Source organism: Stenotrophomonas maltophilia (assembly GCF_001676385.1).
Classification (GTDB): domain Bacteria; phylum Pseudomonadota; class Gammaproteobacteria; order Xanthomonadales; family Xanthomonadaceae; genus Stenotrophomonas; species Stenotrophomonas maltophilia_J.
On sequence record NZ_LYVJ01000009.1, the window covers coordinates 197,377 to 215,157 of the forward strand.

General features: G+C 68.0%; 14 protein-coding genes. 8 read left to right on the forward strand and 6 right to left on the reverse strand.

Features of this window, described 5'->3' with window-relative positions; translation table 11 throughout:
• Positions 1-101 precede the first annotated feature (101 nt).
• On the forward strand, positions 102-533 hold the full coding sequence (locus A9K58_RS13345; RefSeq protein WP_065199777.1) for a YkgJ family cysteine cluster protein: 432 nt from the start codon (positions 102-104) through the stop codon (positions 531-533).
• A 115-nt stretch (positions 534-648) separates the two neighbouring features.
• On the opposite strand, the gene A9K58_RS13350 is transcribed toward A9K58_RS13345, so the two are convergent.
• The 4 genes from A9K58_RS13350 to A9K58_RS13365 all read right to left on the reverse strand — a co-directional run bounded on the left by A9K58_RS13350 (position 649) and on the right by A9K58_RS13365 (position 6,126).
• Positions 649-1,539: an alpha/beta fold hydrolase gene (locus tag A9K58_RS13350; RefSeq protein ID WP_065199778.1), complete on the reverse strand. Its 891-nt coding sequence runs from the start codon at positions 1,537-1,539 to the stop codon at positions 649-651.
• A gap of 140 nt (positions 1,540-1,679) precedes the next feature.
• Positions 1,680-2,696, reverse strand: a complete 1,017-nt coding sequence (locus tag A9K58_RS13355; protein WP_065199779.1) for a 3-oxoacyl-ACP synthase III — start codon at positions 2,694-2,696, stop codon at positions 1,680-1,682.
• 102 nt (positions 2,697-2,798) lie between these two features.
• Positions 2,799-3,116, reverse strand: coding sequence for a DUF4156 domain-containing protein (locus A9K58_RS13360; RefSeq protein ID WP_065199780.1), 318 nt, complete (start codon positions 3,114-3,116; stop codon positions 2,799-2,801).
• A gap of 160 nt (positions 3,117-3,276) precedes the next feature.
• Positions 3,277-6,126, reverse strand: a complete 2,850-nt coding sequence (locus A9K58_RS13365; RefSeq protein ID WP_065199781.1) for a M16 family metallopeptidase — start codon at positions 6,124-6,126, stop codon at positions 3,277-3,279.
• 416 nt (positions 6,127-6,542) lie between these two features.
• Between A9K58_RS13365 and A9K58_RS13370 the strand changes: the two genes are divergently transcribed.
• Positions 6,543-7,019 carry an XAC0231 family protein gene (locus A9K58_RS13370; RefSeq protein ID WP_065199782.1) on the forward strand — a complete coding sequence of 159 codons (477 nt, stop codon included), beginning with the start codon at positions 6,543-6,545 and terminating at the stop codon, positions 7,017-7,019.
• A 69-nt stretch (positions 7,020-7,088) separates the two neighbouring features.
• The gene (locus tag A9K58_RS13375) at positions 7,089-7,568 is read left to right on the forward strand and encodes a tRNA (cytidine(34)-2'-O)-methyltransferase (protein ID WP_065199783.1); all 480 of its coding nucleotides are present in this window, start codon (positions 7,089-7,091) and stop codon (positions 7,566-7,568) included.
• Positions 7,569-7,954: 386 nt separating this feature from the next.
• Here the strand turns inward: A9K58_RS13375 and A9K58_RS13380 are convergent, their stop codons facing one another.
• Positions 7,955-9,118: an acyl-CoA dehydrogenase family protein gene (locus A9K58_RS13380; RefSeq protein ID WP_065199784.1), complete on the reverse strand. Its 1,164-nt coding sequence runs from the start codon at positions 9,116-9,118 to the stop codon at positions 7,955-7,957.
• 258 nt (positions 9,119-9,376) lie between these two features.
• On the opposite strand from A9K58_RS13380, the gene A9K58_RS13385 reads away from it, so the two are divergent.
• Together A9K58_RS13385 and A9K58_RS13390 are read left to right on the forward strand one after the other, a co-directional pair.
• Positions 9,377-11,053: an electron transfer flavoprotein-ubiquinone oxidoreductase gene (locus tag A9K58_RS13385; protein WP_065199785.1), complete on the forward strand. Its 1,677-nt coding sequence runs from the start codon at positions 9,377-9,379 to the stop codon at positions 11,051-11,053.
• 66 nt (positions 11,054-11,119) lie between these two features.
• Complete coding sequence (locus A9K58_RS13390) at positions 11,120-11,521, forward strand: c-type cytochrome (RefSeq protein ID WP_065199786.1); 402 nt, start codon at positions 11,120-11,122, stop codon at positions 11,519-11,521.
• Here A9K58_RS13390 and A9K58_RS13395 read toward each other — a convergent pair.
• The gene (locus A9K58_RS13395; RefSeq protein ID WP_065199787.1) at positions 11,515-15,120 is read right to left on the reverse strand and encodes an ATP-binding protein; all 3,606 of its coding nucleotides are present in this window, start codon (positions 15,118-15,120) and stop codon (positions 11,515-11,517) included. The genes A9K58_RS13390 and A9K58_RS13395 overlap by 7 nt on opposite strands.
• A 75-nt stretch (positions 15,121-15,195) precedes the next feature.
• Here A9K58_RS13395 and A9K58_RS13400 point away from each other — a divergent pair, with 75 nt between their 5' ends.
• The 3 genes from A9K58_RS13400 to A9K58_RS13410 all read left to right on the forward strand — a co-directional run bounded on the left by A9K58_RS13400 (position 15,196) and on the right by A9K58_RS13410 (position 17,673).
• Entirely contained in the window at positions 15,196-15,834 is a 639-nt protein-coding gene (locus tag A9K58_RS13400) for a response regulator (protein WP_065199788.1), read from the forward strand.
• A gap of 189 nt (positions 15,835-16,023) precedes the next feature.
• Positions 16,024-16,422 (forward strand): glycine zipper 2TM domain-containing protein, encoded by a 399-nt coding sequence (locus A9K58_RS13405; protein WP_065199789.1) that lies wholly within the window; start codon positions 16,024-16,026, stop codon positions 16,420-16,422.
• Positions 16,423-16,548: 126 nt separating this feature from the next.
• Positions 16,549-17,673 (forward strand): phosphotransferase enzyme family protein, encoded by a 1,125-nt coding sequence (locus A9K58_RS13410; protein ID WP_065199790.1) that lies wholly within the window; start codon positions 16,549-16,551, stop codon positions 17,671-17,673.
• Positions 17,674-17,781 lie beyond the last annotated feature (108 nt).

Sequence of the window (17,781 nt, forward strand, 5' to 3'; positions counted from 1 at the left end):
TTCATTGTCGCCGCTTACGGAATTTCTTGCGCGGCGGCCCGCTTCGTGGAAAATCCGCACCCTCGTTCCTGATTCCGACTGCCGCCCGGGGCGGCGTGACCATGCAACATCCCTGCATGACCTGCGGCGCCTGCTGCACCCAATACCGCGTGGCGTTCCACTGGATGGAATCGGACGAGGTCACTCCCGGCGGCGTGCCGCACGCGCTCACCGAGGTGCTCGACCCGCATCGCCTGTGCATGCGCGGCACGCACTCCAAGCCGGTACGCTGCGTGGCGCTGGACGCACAGATCGGTGTGTACTCGCGTTGCACCATCCACCCCAACCGGCCCAGTGTGTGCCGCGAGGTGGACGCGTCGTGGGAGTTCGGCAAGGCCAGCCCACAGTGCGACAGGGCGCGCATCGCCTACGGCCTGGATCCGCTGACGCCGGCCGACTGGCGCTGGCGCGACGAGGCCGGTAACGACGACGACCACCCGGACGACAACGGCAGCAGCCCGTCCTCGCCACCGCAGGCGCCGGTTGCCGCGTAAGTGGTAGTGCCGGCCGTTGGCCGGCAACCTCATGGACCCTTCGGGTGTGCCGACCAACGGTCGGCACCCACCGGAAGAGGAAGGGGTGGGTGCCGGCCGTTGGCCGGCACGTCGCTCAGATCGGGTTGGCGTCCAGGAACGCGCGGATCTCCGGCACCAGCACTTCGTGCTTGTCTTCCAGCACGTAGTGGCCGGCGTCCTTGAAGGCACGCACCTGGGCCTGCGGCAGCGCAGCCTGGAAGCCTTCCAGGAAATGATGGTCGAACACGAAATCACGCAGGCCCCAGCCGAGGAAGGCGGGGCGGTCGGCGAACGACGGCAGCGCCTTGCCGGCACGCTCCAGCAGTGACCAGGCCTTGTCCGCCGGCGACAGCGGAATGTCCTGCATGAAGCGGATCGTGCTGATGCGGTTGGCGTAGCTGTTGTACGGCGAGACGTAGGCACGGCGCACATCGGCCGGCATCCTGCGCTCCACGCCCAGCCACGAGGCGCCGGACGAGAAGGCATTGAAGGTGCGGATGATCCACTCGCCGATCTTCCAGTGGCGGCCCAGCGCGATCTGCCATGGCATCTTCTTCGCCGCGGGCATGGGGAAGGCAGCGGTATTGAGCACCACCAGGCGCTTCACCTGGTCGTGGTGCGACAGCGCCCAGCCGAAGCCGATCATGCCGCCCCAGTCGTGCACCGCCAGGGTCACCGGGCCGGTGATGCCCAGGTGCTTCAGCAACGCATCGAGGTCATCCACGCGCGACTGCAGGGTGTATTCGTAGCGGCTGTCATCGGGCTTGTCCGACAGGCCCATGCCGATGTGGTCCGGCACGATGCATCGATACCGGTCCGACAGGCCGGCCACCAGCGTACGCCAGTAATAGCTCCACGACGGGTTGCCGTGCACCATCACGACCACTTCGCCATCGCGCGGGCCTTCGTCGAGATAGCTCATCGACAGGCCGGGGCGCACGTCGAAACGTTGCGGATAGGCGGGGTAACCGGGAAGTTCGCGCATGCGGAGCACCTAGGGAGAATCGCGGCGCAATGTAGAGCCGAGCCGACGCTCGGCTGCTCTCCGGTCCGCTGCGGAAGAGCCGCGCGCTGCGCGCGCGCCGGGCATGGCTCGGCGCTACAGGAAATCGGGCGGCGGGCTGCTTACCAGACTACCTCAGCCATCGAGCAGTTCAGGCCCGAGCCGATGCCCAGAAGCGCGATGCGATCGCCCTTCTTCAGCTTGCCCAGCTGCTTGAGCTTGCTCAGCACGATCGGCACCGAGGCCGGACCGATGTTGCCGTGCTCACCGAAGATGGTCATGACCTTCTTCGGGTCGATGCCGAAGTTCTTGATGAACGCTGCGGTGTGCGGCTGGCTGACCTGGTGGATCACGAACTGGTCGAGCTCTTCCACGGCCCATCCCAGGGCGATCTTGGCGGCGCTGAACGTCTTCTGCGCCAGCTTGATGCCTTCGATCAGCAGCAGGCGGGTGTCGGTGACCATGCGGTCCAGGTTGCCCAGGCACAGCTGGTTCCACTCGGTGGCCGAGCGGGTCACGCCGCCCTTGTAGCGCGGGGCGTCCGGCACCAGTTCCGAGCGCGCCATCACCATCGCGGCGGCGCCCGACCCGGTGGTCAGGGCGGCCAGCTCATTGCGGAAATCATCGGCGGTGACATCCGGCGCAGTCATGCGCTCCAGGGTCTTCTCGTACACCAGGTTCGCGGTCTCGCCATCCACCACCAGCGCGTAGTCGATATCACCGCGCTCGATCATGCGCGCGGCGATATCCATGCCGTTGATGAAGGCCAGGCAGGCGTTGGCGACGTCGAAGGTCATGCATTCGTCGCTGACGCCGAGATTGCCGGACACGATCGAAGCCGTGGACGGCTCCAGGTAGTCGCGGCTGACCGAAGTGTTGACCAGCAGGCCGACCTGGGTCGCTTCGATGCCGGCATCCTCCAGCGCCTTGCGTCCGGCCAGGGTAGCCGCATCAGAAGCCAGCACGCCGTTGTCCCACAGGCGTCGCGCGTGGACACCGGCAATATCGCCGAGCACGTCGGTGCGGATGCCGAGGCGATCCAGCGTCGGTTGCAGGCGTTCGTTGATTTCCTTGGTCGTCAGCGTGTGCGGCGCGTCGACATGTGCAAGGCCGGCGATCGAGACATTCTTGAAGAGCATCGAGGTTAGCGCCAAGGCTCAGGCAAAAGGGGGCGCTATTCTATAACCCCTGGGCCTTCACCGCATCTTTACGAATTCAGCCCTGGCCGTATGGTGAAGCGTTCAGCGCGGCGGGCACTGGAAAGCGGCAAAGCGCTGGCTGCCATCGGCCGGGGCGGCAGCAGCCTGCACGGCATTGGCACCGGCGCTGGGAGCCTCGTTGCGGGCCAGCGTCTCCAGCTCTTCCTGCACCCGCAGCGGATTGCGGTTGTAGAAGCCGACCTTGCTCTTCACGGTCACCACGATTTCGCCCTTGGCCATGCAACCGGCCGGGACCGGGCCGGCCGGCAGTACGCGGGTCGCCTTGCCTGCCGGTTCGATCGGCACCCAGGTGCAGGCAGTGACGGTGAGCAGCAGGGTCGAAAGCAGCAGAACGCGCATGGGCAGATCCTGGAAGGGTATGGGGGGATTCTGCCTGAACAGCCTGAATCGGGGGTAGCCGGTGGAGGGGCAGATCCCCCGCAGGGGGCTCTGGCCCAGTGCACGAAGGGGGTCGGAGCCCTCCCGATGGGAGGGATCCGACCCCTGGCCGGGTATTGCCTTATTTCTTGACCGGGTTGCCTTCGGCGTCAATCACCGTCACCTCGCCCAGGTTCAGCGCGCGCACGGCCGCTTCGGTCTGCTTGAGGTCACCCACCACCACCCAGGTCAGGGCCTGCGGCTTGATCTCGGCGGCGGCCTGCTGCACCTGCGCCGGGGTCATCGCCTCGATCTCGGCCTTGCGCCGCAGCACGTAGTCGTCCGGGCGCTTGAACTGCACGATCGAACCGATGGTGGCCGCCACCGCGCTGGCGGTCTCGTAGGCACCCGGCAGGCTGAGGGTCTGGATGTTGCGGATGCGGTTGACCTCGGCGGCGGTGGCCGGCTTGCTGCCATCGGCGAACGCAGCGATTTCCTTGCGCATTTCCGCCAGCGCCGGGCCGGTCTTGTCGATCTGCACCGGCGCACTGGCCGCCCACGGCCGCTGTCCGACCGAGTTCGTGGCACTGCTGCGCGCACCATAGGACCAGTGCTTGTCCTCACGCAGGTTCATGTTGAGCCGCGAGGTGAAGTCACCGCCGATCACGCCGTTGGCAATGTCGAAGCGGGTCGAGCTGGCGTCGCTGGACGGCGGCACCACCTGCCCGGCGAACAGGTTGGCCTGCACCGCGCCCGGCTGGTCGATCAGGAACACGCGCGGGCCCTTCGGCAGCGCGACATCGGTGGCCGCCTGCACCTGCGGGGCCTGGCCGCTGGCTTTCCAGTCACCCAGCTGCTTGTCCAGCAGCGGCACGATCTCGGCCAGGGTGGTGTCACCGACCACGATCAGGGTGCCATCCTGCGGACGCAGCCAGTCATGGTGGAAATCGACCAGGTCGTCACGGGTGAGGCTGTTGATTGCCGCCTCATCGCCGCTGCCAGTGAACGGAATCGCGTACGGATGGCCCTTGCCGTACAGCAGCGGCGGCAGCACCCGCATCGCCACTGCCGCCGGATTGACCTTCTCCTGCTGGATGCCCGCGATCCAGCTCGCCTTGACCCGGTCGATCTCGCCCTGCTCGAACCGCGGTTCGCGCAGCAGATCGCGGTAGAGCGCCAGCGACGGCACCAGGTTTTCCTTCAGTGCCGACAGGTCCACGCTCATCGAATCCAGGCCAGCCGAAGCATCCAGGCTGGCGCCCAGCGCGTCGGCGGCATCGGCAAAGGCCAGCGAGCCGAGCTTGCCGGCGCCTTCGCTCATCAGGCTCATGGTGAAGTTGGCCGTGCCCGGCTTGCGGCCCTGGTCGGCGCTGAAGCCGCCGGGGAACTGGTAGCTGAACTGCACCACCGGGATCTCGTGGCGTTCGGCCAGGATCACGCGGGTGCCGTTCTTCAGCGTGGCACGCTGCAACGCCGGGAACTTCAGCTGCGGGAACTCGCGGGTCTGCGGCACGCCAGCCTTGCGGTCCACCTGCTCGGGCAGGGTGCTGTACTTCGGATCCACCGCCGGCACCTGGAAGGGCTTCGGTGCCTGGCTCGGGTCTTCCTGCAGTGCCACCCGCTGGCCCGGCTCCACCACCAGGGTGTGGCTGCCGGTGTCCAGCCACTGCGCGCCCAGGCGGCTGAGGTCGGCGGCGCTGGCCTTTTCGATGTTGGCCAGCGAGGTGCGGAAGCAGCCCGGGTCGCCGGTGAACACCGCGCACTCGGCCAGCGCGTCGGCCTTGCCGCCGAAGCCACCGATGCGCTCGATGCCGCGGATGAAGCCGGCGCGCGCGCCGGTCTTGGCGCGCTCCAGTTCGGCGGCGGTCGGGCCCTGCGCGATCAGCCGATCCAGTTCCTCGTCGATGATCTTCTCGATCCTGGCCGGGTCCTGGCCCTGCTTGACCGTGGCCATGATCACGAAGTTGGAGCCCAGCTGTGACGTGGAGAGTCCGGCAGCAATGCTGTCCACCAGCTTGTCCTGGTGTTGCAGGCGCTGGCTCAGGCGCGAGGATTTGGCACCGCCCAGCACCTGCGCGAACAGCTGCAGCTGATCGACCTCGGTGGTGCCGACCTGTGGCACGTTCCAGGCACGGTAGATGCGCGCCTGCGGCACCTTGTCGGTCATGGTCTCGCGCGTATCTGCACTGCGCTTGGCTACGTTCACGGCCGGCTGTGCCATGGTCGGGCCAGCCGGGATGCTGCCGAAGTACCGGGCGACCTTTTCCTTGGCGGTGGCCAGGTCGATGTCACCGGCCAGCACCAGCACCGCGTTGTTCGGGCCGTACCAGGTGCGGAACCAGGTCTTCACGTCATCCAGCGAGGCGGCGTTGAGATCGTTCATCGAACCGATCACGCCGTGATGGTACGGGTGGCCGGCCGGATACAGCGCCTTGTTGAGCTGGTCCCACACCTGCCCGTAGGGCTGGTTCTCGCCCTGGCGCTTCTCGTTCTGCACCACGCCGCGCTGCTCGTCCAGCGCCGCCTGGTCGATCGCCCCGACGAGGTGGCCCATGCGGTCCGATTCCATCCACAACGCCATGTCCAGTGCGGTGGTCGGCACGTTCTCGAAGTAGTTGGTGCGATCGGTGTTGGTGGTGCCGTTCTGGTTGGTGGCACCGACCTGCTTGAAGGGTTCGAAGAACTCGCCATCGTGGTTCTCGCTGCCCTGGAACATCAGGTGTTCGAACAGGTGCGCGAAGCCGGTGCGGCCGGCCGGTTCGTCCTTGCTGCCGACGTGGTACCAGACGTTCACCGCGACGATCGGCGCCTTGCGATCGGTATGCACGATCACGCGCAGGCCGTTGGGCAGGGTGAACTGCTCATAGGGAATGTCGACCTTGGCCGGCGCAGCCGGCTTGGCAGCCAGCGCGTGGGAGGGCACGAGCGTGCCCAGGGCAGTGCTGAGGGCGACAGCCAGCAAGGCAGCGCGCGGGCGAACGGCAAGAGACATATCCGGATCCTTGGTCACGTAGGTGAACCGCGATCCTAGCCTGTGCACGCATGGGCAGGAATCGGCCAGCAGTCACTGGGGGTGTTTGCCCCCATCCACCCTGCGGCCCGGCCGCGTCCGCGGTCCTGAACCGTCACAGGGAGCGGCGACTGGCGTCCGGACAGTGTCCGCAGCGCGATGAGTGGACAGGTGTCCGCCCACCGGACACTTCCCGTTTGATCAAAAAGCCTTGTAGATCAACAACTAAAAGTTGGCACGGGGATTGCTTGGTACTTCCCGCGCCAAGAAGGGCTTCAGACAAAAGCTGACTGAATGCTGAACCAACGCAGGAAATCGAAAATTTTCCTTGCATGCCCAGAACTGGTGTACTACCTTACTACCACACCACTGCTCAACAACACTAAACAGGCCCCGTCATGAACGCCAAGACCATTGCCATCGCCATCGCCCTGATCGCCGGCACCGCGGTTGTTTCGTCGGTGCAGGCCTCCGAATCCATCAAGACCCTGGCCACCGTGCAGGTCCGCCCGGCCGCCGACCAGCTGGCCCAGCAGGCCTGGGAACGCGCCAGCGGCATCCCGACCCTGGCCACCGTCGAAGTGCGGCCGAGCGCCGACCAGCTGGCCGAGCGCAGCGGTTACGCCGCCGCCCCGGCTGCCGCCGCGCTGCCGATCACCACCCTGGCCGCCGTGGAGGTGCGCCCGAGCCTGGAACAGCGCGTCGCGCTGGCCGCCGAACTGGAAGCCGAGCGCTACGCTGCCACCCTGGCCGCTGCTGCCACCAACGTCGCCAACTCGGTCATCGTCAACCTGCCGGCCCTGCAGGTGCGCCCCAGCGCCGCCGACCTGCAGGCCCTGGCCAGCGGAACCGCCCAGGTCCTGCTGCGCCCGTAACCGGTGCCGCCCTGCCTCGTGCGGGGCGTGCGCCATCGAGGCGACGGTCGCCGCAGGTACACTGCGCCGATGAATGCCGCACCCCAGTTCCACGTGATCCTGTTCCAACCGGAGATCCCGCCCAACACGGGCAATGTGATCCGGCTCTGCGCCAACACCGGCGCGCAGCTGCACCTGGTCGAGCCGCTCGGCTTCGCACTGGAAGACAAGCAGCTCAAGCGCGCCGGGCTGGACTACCACGAGTATTCGCGCCTGCAGGTGCACCCCGACCTGGACACCGCCCTGGCGAGGATCGCGCCCCAGCGGCTGTTCGCGCTCAGTACCCGGGCCAGCGTGCGCTACGACAGCGTGGCCTTTGAAGAGGGCGATGCGTTCCTGTTCGGCCCGGAGAGCCGTGGCCTGCCGCAGGACGTGCTCGATGCCCTGCCCGATGGCCGGCGCCTGCGCCTGCCGATGCGGCCGGGCAACCGCAGCCTGAATCTTTCCAACACGGTTGCCGTGGTGATGTACGAGGCGTGGCGGCAGCACGGGTTTGCCGGCGGCGCGTAGCGCCACGCGTCTCTCTTCTGCCTGATTGTTGCTGTGGCGGGCGCATGCGTTCATGAGCGTTACTTTTCTTTCCGCGCGGAAAGAAAAGTAACCAAAAGAAACGCGCCGCCATCCGCGAGCCGGTGCTGCGCACCGGTGCCCTGCGCTCCTCGGCCCGCCGGGGGACGGCGCGGAACTCGCTGCGCTCAGACACCCGCGCCTCTTCGCCCCCGCCGGACCTGCGGTGCTCGGCTCGCTTCAAGGCGGACCCAACAGCCGCGCGGTAGATCGACGCCATGCGTGGATGCCTTCCGCCTGGATCACTCAGTTGCGGGCGCCATCGCGTTGCCCGGGGCGCGTGCACCCCAGCCGGCAATGCCGGCCAGCGGCCGGCACTACCGGTGCACTCAGAACGCGTTGATGCCGGTCAGTTCGCGGCCGATCACCAGCTGGTGCACGGTTTCGGTGCCTTCATAGGTGATCACCGATTCCAGGTTCAGCGCATGCCGGATCGCCACGTGTTCGGTGGTGATGCCGGCGCCGCCGAGCAGGTCGCGACACTCGCGGGCGATGTCGATGGCCATGCGGCAGTTGTTCCACTTGGCCAGGCTGACCTGCTGCGGCTGCAGCTGGCCGGCTTCCTTCAGGCGGCCCAGCTGCAGCGCCAGCAGCTGTGCGGTGGTGATGCGGCGGGCCATCTCGGCCAGCTTGATCTGCGCGCTCTGCGTGGCCGCCAACGGGCGGCCGAACAGCACGCGCTCCTTGGCATAGCCCAGCGCCTCATCCAGGCAGGCGATGGCGGCACCGATCGGGCCCCAGCTGATGCCGTAGCGGGCCTGGGTGAGGCAGCCCAGCGGTCCCTTCAGGCCCTTCACGTTCGGCAGCCGGTGGCTGTCGGGCACGCGCACGTCATCGAAGTACAGCGCGCCAGTGAGCGAGGCACGCAGGCTCATCTTGTGCTTGATCTCCTGCGTGGTGAAGCCGGCCATGCCCTTTTCCAGCACGAAACCCTGGATGCCGTCCTCGGTCTGCGCCCAGACGATGGCCAGGTCGGCCACCGGGCCGCTGGTGATCCACATCTTGCTGCCGCTGATGCGCCAGTCGCTGCCGTCGCGCACCGCACGGGTCTTCATGCTGGCCGGATCGGAACCGCCGTGCGCTTCGGTCAGGCCGAAGCAGCCGATCAGTTCGCCGCGCGCCATCGGCGGCAGCCACTGCTGGCGCTGCTCCTCGCTGCCGTAGGCGTAGATCGGGTACATGCACAGCGAGCTCTGCACCGAGACGAAACTGCGCAGGCCGGAGTCGCCGCGCTCCAGCTCCTGGCAGATCAGGCCATAGCTGACCGCACGCAGGCCGCCGCCGCCGTACTCGGCCGGCAGGGTAGCGCCGAGCAGGCCCAGCGCGGCGATGTCCGGCACCAGCTCGGCGGGGAAACGGGCCTGGTCGAAGGCATCGCCGATGATCGGCAGCACCCGCTCGTTGGTGAAGCGGGCGACGCTTTCCTGCACCGCGCGCTCCTCCTCGTTGAGCAGGGAACGGACATCGAAAAGATCGTACGGATGCAAAGCCATGGCACTCACGCGCAGTCAGGACCCGGTCATTGTCGGTCATCCGGGCAGAGCGTGCCGGCCAAGGTCGGCACCCACCAGAGCTGCGGCCCTACGCTGCATTGCAGCAATCCGGACGTGAACATCGTCGATCTAGCTCGATCACGCGCGGCCCGGTACCCTGACACATTCAAACAACCGTTTCGCCCGTGGCATCACGCGCGATTCCCAGGCACCGCCGGTGGCCCCCGATGCCGGCCCTACCCACGAGTCATGCAATCGATGAGCGCTGAAGCCAACGCCCTGCCCCCGCGTGAAGTAATGGAGTTCGACGTGGTGATCGTCGGCGCCGGCCCCGCCGGCCTGGCCACCGCGATCCGCCTGCGCCAGCGCGCGATCGAAGCCGGCCGCGAACTGTCGGTGTGCGTGCTGGAGAAAGGCTCCGAGCCGGGCGCGCACGTGCTGTCTGGTGCGGTGATGGATCCGCGCGCGCTGACCGAGCTGTTCCCGGACTGGGCCGAGCGCGGCGCACCGCTGAAGCAGAAGGTCACCCGTGACGAATTCCTGTTCCTCAGCGAAACCGGCGCGCGCAGCACGCCCAACGCGCTGCTGCCGGAGTGCTTCCACAACGAAGGCAACTACATCATCAGCCTGGGCGAAGTGACCCGCTGGCTGGCGCAGCAGGCCGAGGCACTGGAAGTGGCGATCTTCCCCGGCTTCGCCGCCGCCGAGGTGCTGTACGGCGGCAACGGTGAAGTGATCGGCGTGGCCACCGGCGACATGGGCATCGAGAAGGACGGCAGCATCGGCCCGGCCTTCGAGCGCGGCATGGCCCTGCACGCGAAATACACGATCTTCGCCGAAGGCGCACGCGGCCACCTCGGCCGCCAGCTGATCGCCCGCTACAAGCTGGACGAAGGCAAGGACCCGCAGGCCTACGGCATCGGCATCAAGGAACTGTGGCAGATCGACCCGGCCAAGCATGAGCCGGGCTTGGTCGTGCATGCGGCCGGCTGGCCGCTGGACAGCGACACCTACGGCGGCGCGTTCCTGTACCACGCCGACGGTGGCAAGGTCGCCATCGGCTACGTGGTCGGCCTGGACTACAAGAACCCATGGCTGAGCCCGTTCGAGGAATTCCAGCGTTTCAAGACCCACCCGTCGATCCGCAAGCACCTGGAAGGTGGCACCCGCATCGGTTACGGCGCACGTGCGATCACGGCCGGTGGCCTGCTCTCGCTGCCGAAGACCGTGTTCCCCGGCGGTGCCCTGGTCGGCTGCGAGGCCGGCTACCTCAACGCCAGCCGCATCAAGGGCAGCCACGCCGCGATCAAGACCGGCATGCTGTGCGCCGACGCCGCCTTCGACGCGCTGGCCGCCGATCGCCAGCACGATGAACTGAGCGCCTACCCGAAGGCCTTCGAAGCCAGCTGGCTGTTCACCGAACTGCAGCAGTCCAAGAACTTCAAGCAGTGGTTCAAGAAGGGCCAGACCGTGGCCACGCTGATGACCGGCGTCGAGCAGTGGCTGCTGCCGAAGCTGGGCGTGCGCAACCCGCCGTGGACCCTGCACCGCACGCAGCCGGATCATGCCTGCCTGGAACCGGCCGCCAAGCACACCCGCATCGCCTACCCGAAGCCGGATGGGGTGCTGACCTTCGACCGCCTCAGCTCGGTGTTCCTGAGCAGCACCAACCACGACGAGAACCAGCCCAGCCACCTGACGCTGAAGGATCCGGGCATTCCGGTGAAGGTGAACCTGGCCGAGTACGCCGGCCCGGAAGCGCGCTACTGCCCGGCCGGCGTGTACGAGTTCGTCGGTGAAGCCGACAGCGCGCGCCTGCAGATCAACGCGCAGAACTGCGTGCACTGCAAGACCTGCGACATCAAGGACCCGACCCAGAACATCGTCTGGGTGACCCCGCAGGGCGGCGGCGGCCCGAACTACTCGGGCATGTGATCGCCCCCGGGCTGCGACCGCGTGTCGCAGCCCGGCCGTTCCGCCGCGCCGCTATCCTGCCCGCCCATGCGTGCCTCCCGCCTGCTCATCACTGTTGCCGTGGCCTTGCTTGCCACGGCCTGCCAGCGCCCGCCAGCGGCACCGGCCACACCGGAACAGGCCCGGGAGCAGGCCATGCAGCGCGCGTTCGAGCTGTGTGCCGGCTGCCACACCGTGCAGCCCGGCGGCATCCACCGCTTCGGGCCGAACCTGCATGGCGTGATCGGTCGTCGCGCTGGCAGCTTGCCCGACTACGGCTATTCCGACGGCATGCGCCGCGCCGACTTCACCTGGAGCGCGCAGACCCTGGATACCTTCCTGCAGTCGCCCACCCACCTGGTGCCCGGCACGCGCATGTACAACGCCTTCCCCAGCGCCGAACGCCGTGCGCTGGTGATCGCCTACCTGCAGCAGCAGTCGGCTCAGTGAGCCAGGCGCTGCAGCTGTCGCTGCAGCCGTGCCACGAACGCCTCCACCGCCGCGAACACCGCCGCCGGATCGGTCTCGGCCGCATCGTGCAGGCGCTCGACCAGCGCACTGGCCTGCCCGGCCAGCACCGTTGCGCCCACCGCGCCCAGGCCACCGGCTTGCCGGTGCAGGTGCAGGGCCGCCGCCGTGCGGTCTCCCGCGCCGATCGCATGCTGCACGGCCGCCAGATCGGCCTCGCTGGCCTGCAGCAGACTGTCACGCAGCTGCTCGGCGACCGCACGCGAACCACAGCGCTGTTGCAGGGTGGCCAGATCAAGCGACATGTCAGCGGCGTCCGCGTCCTCGGCCTCCTCCTGCAACGAGGCGTCGAACCCGTGCCCCTGCGCCTGCGGCAGCCAACGCAGCAGGGCCGCGCGCAGGGCGGCCAGCGACAGCGGCTTGGCCAGCACTTCATCCATGCCGGCCTCCCGGCACCGGCGTGCATCGTCGTCCAGCACGCTGGCGGTCAAGGCCAGCACCGGCAGCCGCGGCTGCCCGTTGCGGCCCTCGCGCTCGCGCAGCAGGCGGGTGAAGCCGAATCCATCAAGCACCGGCATCCGGCAGTCGGTGATGACCAGATCGAAGTGCTCCACCGACAGCCGGTCCAATCCCTGCTGGCCGTCTCCCACCAATACATGCGGTATGCCCAGCTGCTGCAGGCGCCAGGCCATCATCGCCTGGTTGGTCGGGTGGTCTTCGATCACCAGTACCCGCGCCTGGCGCAATGCCGCCGGCAGCAGCGCTGGCTGGTCCTGCTCGGCGACCAGGGCTTCGACATCGCCGCTGCCGGCCTCCACCAGCGACAGCCGTACCTCAGCGCGGGTACCTTCACCCAGCACGCTGTGCAGCGCCAGTTCGCCGTCCATCATCTGCACCAGGCGCTGGCAGATGCTCAGTCCGAGGCCGGTACCGCCATGGTCGCGCTGGATGTAGGCGCCCGCCTGGGTGAACGGCGCGAACAGATGCTGCAGCTGTTCCGGCGCAATCCCCATGCCGGTGTCGGTCACGCTCAGGCACAGCGGCTGGCTGCCATCGGCGGCGGTCGGTCCCGTCACCTCCAGCTGCAGGCGGACTTCGCCACGGGCGGTGAACTTGATGGCATTGCTGAGCAGGTTGAACACGATCTGGCGCAGGCGTACCCCATCGACTTCGTGGGCCGACGCCAGCTGTGGATCGATCTGCACGTGCAGCGCCAGCCCGCGCGCGCTCGCCTGCGGCGACAGCAGCGTGCAGACACTTTCCAGCAATGGACGCAGCGGTTGCGGCACCGGCTCCAGGCGCAGCGCGCCGGCCTCCAGGCGCGAATAGTCGAGAATGTCATCCAGGATCTGCCGCAGCATCTGCGCCGAATCCTCGATCACCCCCAGGATGCGCTGCTGCTCGGCGTCCAGCGGCGAATGTGCCAGCACTTCCAGCATGCCCAGCACGCCACTCATGGGGGTGCGGATCTCGTGGCTCATGGTGGCCAGGAAGCGCGACTTCGCCTCGGCCGCCTGCTCGGCCTCGGCCTTGGCCGCGGACAAGGCATCGGCCTGCGCACGTGCCTCGCTGACATCCACCCAGTAGCCGCTCCAGGTCACTGCGCCGGCCTCGGCCGCATAGGGGTGGGCCTGGCTGCGTACCCAGCGCACCTCCGCCCCGTCGGCGCGCAGGCGGAATTCGAGGCTCAGCGGCGCGAACTGCCGCGCCGCCTGTTCGACGGCCTGCAGGATGCGGTCGCGATCACCGTTCTCGACGCGTTCCAGCAGGCTGCCCGCGTCCTGCTCGGCCTGCTGCCGGGTGATTCCGAACAACGCCTGGAGGTCTCCGGCGATGAACGGGAAACTGAGCGTGCCGTCGGCTGCACGACGCGCCTGGTAGACCACGGCGGGAAGATTGTCGGTGACTTCGGCGAGGCGTTGTTCCAGATGGCGCCGCCCGGCCACTTCACGGCGCAGCCGCCAATGCCCGACGCCGTGGACCAGCAACGCGGTGAGCAGCACCATCAGCACCGGAACGCCCCAGCGCAGCGCGCTGTTCCAGTCGATGCCGCGGCGGTACTCCACCGCCAGCCAGTCGCCACGCAGTGCCTCGTGCTTGCGGGGCGGCATCTGCAACAGCAGGCGATCGAACGTCGTGGCCAGCGCGGCATGGCGGCGGTCGACGGCCAGCACCAGCTGGTCGTTGAAGCCCGCCGGCGCGGCAACCTGCAGGTGCCCCGGGAAGCGGCTGCGCAGCATGTGGTCGACCAGTGCCAGATTGCCCACGTACGCATCGGCCTCGCCCTGGACCAGGCGCTGCAGGGCCTGTTCCGTGCTGCGTGCGGCGATGATCCTCGCCTGCGGCGCCTGCTGCAGCACGTAGTCGCGCACGCGCTCCGGATCGGACAGCAGCACGCGCCTGCCCTGCAGGTCCGACAGCCCCAGCAGCGCCGGGCTGTCGCGGCGGCTGACGATCACGTTCGGTACGCTGATGAAGGGTTGGCTGAACACCCAGTCCGGGCCCAGGTAACGGGAGTCGGCGGGAATGCCCATCACCGCCTGCAGTTCACCGCGGCGGGCCTTCTCGCGCACCTCGTACCAGTCGTGGCTGTTTTCCGGGTGCAGGTTGGCGCCGGCCTGCATCAACCGTCGCAGGTACTCGCTGGCCAGGCCGCTGGGCCGGCCATCGGCGTCGGCAAACGACAGCGGCGCCGCGTTGGGGGCAAAGCCGATCTTCAGCGGCTGCTCCAGTACCCGCTTCTCGGCCTGGCTCAGTGCCAGCTGCGCCGACGCTGACCACCTCGGCGGTGGCAGCCAGCGCGTTGCCAGCGCGTCCCGCTGGGCCTGGCTGGTCGCGGCCAGGGCCAGGTCCAGCGCTTCGGCCAAGGGCTGCTTGCTGTGGGGAACACCGAAATGCAGGCGCTCGGGCGGCAGATCGCTGGGCCGCAGCAGCACGACGCCCTGCAGGCGGTGGGCAGCGATGAGTTCGGTGGCGACATAGGCGTTGCCGATATAGACGTCGGCTTTGTCGTCTCTGACCATCTGGAGCGCCGCCAACGAGCTGTTTGCGACAAGCTGTCGGGCCCGCGGGAACCGAGCCCGCACCTGCGGGCCGGTCAGGAAGTCCTGCTCGATCACCACCCGCAGCCCGTCCAGATCCGGCATGTCCGAAGCTCGCAGGTCACCCGGCCGCCCCACCAGGGCCAGCGGTGCTTCACCGTAGGCGGCGGTATAGACCATGCACCGGGTCCGGTCGGCGCTCAGACCGACATTCATCACTACATCGATCTCGCCACGGCATGCCGCATCCAGCACGGATGTCCAGTCCGGGTAGCGACGGGTCTCCACTTTCACGCCGAGTTGACGGGCCAGCAGCGACAGATAATCCGGCCCCAAGCCGACCTGCCTGCCTTCCTGGAGGGACTCGAAGGGCGGCCAACCGCTGTCATACTGGCCCACGACGATGCTCGGATGCAGGGCGAGGTATTCGCGCTGCAGCGGGCTGAGCGGCAACAGCCCGGGCGCGGCCTGTGCCGATGCTGCGGGCGGCATCAGCACGGCCAGCAGCAGGACCATCGCGCGAACAGCCCAGCTACGCATCGGCGTCAATCTCCTAGAATCCTGCCAGGGACCGCGGCGGTCGCGGCCCAGCCTGCCCCGTGGCCATACTAGAGCATGAGCTTGCGCATCATCATCGCAGACGATCACCCGGTGGTCCGTATCGGCACCCGCGCCGTCATCGAATCGAGCGGGGCAGGCCGCGTCGTTGGCGAAGCCGACAGCGCGCAGGCGCTGATGACCCTGCTCGGCAGCCAACCCTGCGATCTGCTCGTCACCGATTACTCCATGCCCGGCAGCCCACAGGCAGATGGCTTCGCCATGATCGGGATGATCCGCCGCCGCTACCCCGACCTGCCCGTGCTGATGCTGAGTGTCTCCAACAACCTGGCGATCCTGCGCATGGTGCTCGACAGCGGCGTGCTCGGCCTGGTCGACAAAAGCTCATCGATGGACGAGCTGCCGCAGGCCATCCAGTCGGTGTACCGGGGCCAGCCCTATATCAGCCGCAGCCTGCGCGAGCGGGTCGAAGCGGCCGGCGGGTGGCGCATGAGCGAGGGCGATGGCAAGCCACTGTCGCCGCGTGAAGTGGAGGTGCTGCGCCTGCTCGGCACCGGCATGACGGTAAAGGAGATCTCGCAGCAGCTGCACAAGAGCGTCAGCACCATCAGCCGGCAGAAGGGCGACGCCATGCTGAAGCTGGGACTGAAGGGCGACGCAGAACTGTTCGACTACCTGCGCGACGGGAAAATCTGAACCCTGCCCATCCGGTCGTTGAACTTTCAGGCCGCCTTCATGGCCGCTGCCGCTAGATGAATGCGCACGCCGCAGGACCGGCCAGGCAATGTTCCGGCAATCCCGGAACGCCAGCATGGTCCACGGCAGCCGGATGCCCCCGCGTCCGCCCATGCCCCGCGTGGCATGCACCTTACAGGAGAACCGAACATGCCCAGTACTTCCACACTCAGCTTCCGCGGCCTGGCAATGGCCCTGGCACTGGTGGCCGGCGTGGCCGTGGCCACTGATGCCAGCGCGATGTCGAGGAAGGACAAGCGCACCCTGGTCGGTGCCGTGGTCGGCGGCGTGGCAGGCCACCTGATCTCCAACGGCGATCCTGCCGCGACCGTCGGTGGCGCCGTGGCCGGCGGCGCGATCGGCAATCTGACGACGTCCGACCGCCGCGACCGTCGCTACTACGACAACCGTTACTACGGTGACCGCTATGATCGCGGCTACTACCGCAGCGGCTACTACGATCGGGGCGATGACCGCCGCTGGCAGCGCGAGCGCTACTACGACAATCGCTACTACTCCCACGATCGCGGCCGCCATCGCGGCTGGTGATCGCCTCGGCGGCATCATCGCCGCCAGCGTGACGACGGGCGGGTCCATGACCCGCCCGTTTGCGTTGGCTGCGGTCATGGCGTTGAATGCGCAGCCTTGAACGTGACATTTCCCACGGGCCGCAGCATGACCTCTTCCCCTCATCGCGTGCAGGGCCTCAACAACGATGAGGTCGCCGCCGACTGGCCGCCGGTCGGCCCGCAGGACATCGCCTGGCTGCGGCAGCACTACCCGCAACTGGACGGGCACGGTCAACCGCACTGGCACAGCCCGCGGCCGCTGTCGGCCGCCGCCATCACCGGCGGCACGCACGGCCCGGTGTTCATCAAGCGCCATCACCACAGCGTGCGCAGCGCCGCCTGCCTGGAGGAAGAACACCGCTTCATCGCCCATCTCGCCACCGCCGGCCTGCCGGTGGTGCAGGTGCTGGCCGCAGCCGATGGCCGCACCGCGCTCGAGCATGGCCCATGGACCTTTGAGCTGCATGCCGTAGGCACGGGCGATGACCTGTACCGCGATGCGGTTTCGTGGACGCCGTTGACCGATGTGGCGCAGGCACGCGAAGCCGGCCGCATGCTGGCGCGGTTGCATCAGGCGGCTGCCAGCTACGACGCGCCGCAGCGCAGTACCCACGTGCTGGTGGCACGCGACGACCTGATCCGTGCCGACGATCCGATCGCAGCGATCAAGGCGGATCTGCCGAAGCGGCCGGGCCTGGCGCGCTATCTCGCCCGCATTCCGTGGGAAGCACAGCTTCAGCGCGACGTACTCCCCTGGCACGCCGGCCTGGCCGCGCGCCTGCGCGGGGAACCGCGGCTGTGGGCGCACAACGACTGGCACGCCTCCAACCTGCTGTGGCAGGCCGGGCAGGTCAGCACGGTGCTGGATTTCGGCCTTGCCTCGCCCACCAGCGCCGTGTTCGATCTCGCCACCGCGATCGAGCGCAACGCAGTGGCGTGGCTGGAACTGGAGCGCGGGATGGAGGCGGTGCACATCGATACCGCGCTGGCCCTGCTCGACGGCTATCGCCGGGTGCTGCCGCTGCCAGCCGCGCGCGTGCACCTGATGGCCGACCTGCTGCCCATGGTCCATTTCGACTTCGCGCTGTCCGAAGTGGAGTATTTCGAGGGCATCACGGGCTCGACCGCGAATGCCGACGTGGCCTGGCAACCCTTCATGCTCGGGCATCCGGCCTGGTTCCGCAGGGCACCCGGCCAGGCGTTGCTGCAGGCCCTGCACGCCGCCGCGTGACCCCGGGGGCACGCGGTTGGGGCCAGCCGGGCCCCCGGAAAGGGATCCGACCCCGCAGCGGGTCGCAGCCTGAAGGGCGCCCGCTCGCAAATCCATACCATTTGTAGT

Coding starts and splice junctions, on each gene's coding strand:
- A9K58_RS13345 (WP_065199777.1), top strand. CDS start 102: ATGCAACATCCCTGCATGACCTGCGGCGCCTGCTGCACCCAATACCGC.
- A9K58_RS13350 (WP_065199778.1), bottom strand. CDS start 1,539: ATGCGCGAACTTCCCGGTTACCCCGCCTATCCGCAACGTTTCGACGTG.
- A9K58_RS13355 (WP_065199779.1), bottom strand. CDS start 2,696: ATGCTCTTCAAGAATGTCTCGATCGCCGGCCTTGCACATGTCGACGCG.
- A9K58_RS13360 (WP_065199780.1), bottom strand. CDS start 3,116: ATGCGCGTTCTGCTGCTTTCGACCCTGCTGCTCACCGTCACTGCCTGC.
- A9K58_RS13365 (WP_065199781.1), bottom strand. CDS start 6,126: ATGTCTCTTGCCGTTCGCCCGCGCGCTGCCTTGCTGGCTGTCGCCCTC.
- A9K58_RS13370 (WP_065199782.1), top strand. CDS start 6,543: ATGAACGCCAAGACCATTGCCATCGCCATCGCCCTGATCGCCGGCACC.
- A9K58_RS13375 (WP_065199783.1), top strand. CDS start 7,089: ATGAATGCCGCACCCCAGTTCCACGTGATCCTGTTCCAACCGGAGATC.
- A9K58_RS13380 (WP_065199784.1), bottom strand. CDS start 9,118: ATGGCTTTGCATCCGTACGATCTTTTCGATGTCCGTTCCCTGCTCAAC.
- A9K58_RS13385 (WP_065199785.1), top strand. CDS start 9,377: ATGAGCGCTGAAGCCAACGCCCTGCCCCCGCGTGAAGTAATGGAGTTC.
- A9K58_RS13390 (WP_065199786.1), top strand. CDS start 11,120: ATGCGTGCCTCCCGCCTGCTCATCACTGTTGCCGTGGCCTTGCTTGCC.
- A9K58_RS13395 (WP_065199787.1), bottom strand. CDS start 15,120: ATGCGTAGCTGGGCTGTTCGCGCGATGGTCCTGCTGCTGGCCGTGCTG.
- A9K58_RS13400 (WP_065199788.1), top strand. CDS start 15,196: ATGAGCTTGCGCATCATCATCGCAGACGATCACCCGGTGGTCCGTATC.
- A9K58_RS13405 (WP_065199789.1), top strand. CDS start 16,024: ATGCCCAGTACTTCCACACTCAGCTTCCGCGGCCTGGCAATGGCCCTG.
- A9K58_RS13410 (WP_065199790.1), top strand. CDS start 16,549: ATGACCTCTTCCCCTCATCGCGTGCAGGGCCTCAACAACGATGAGGTC.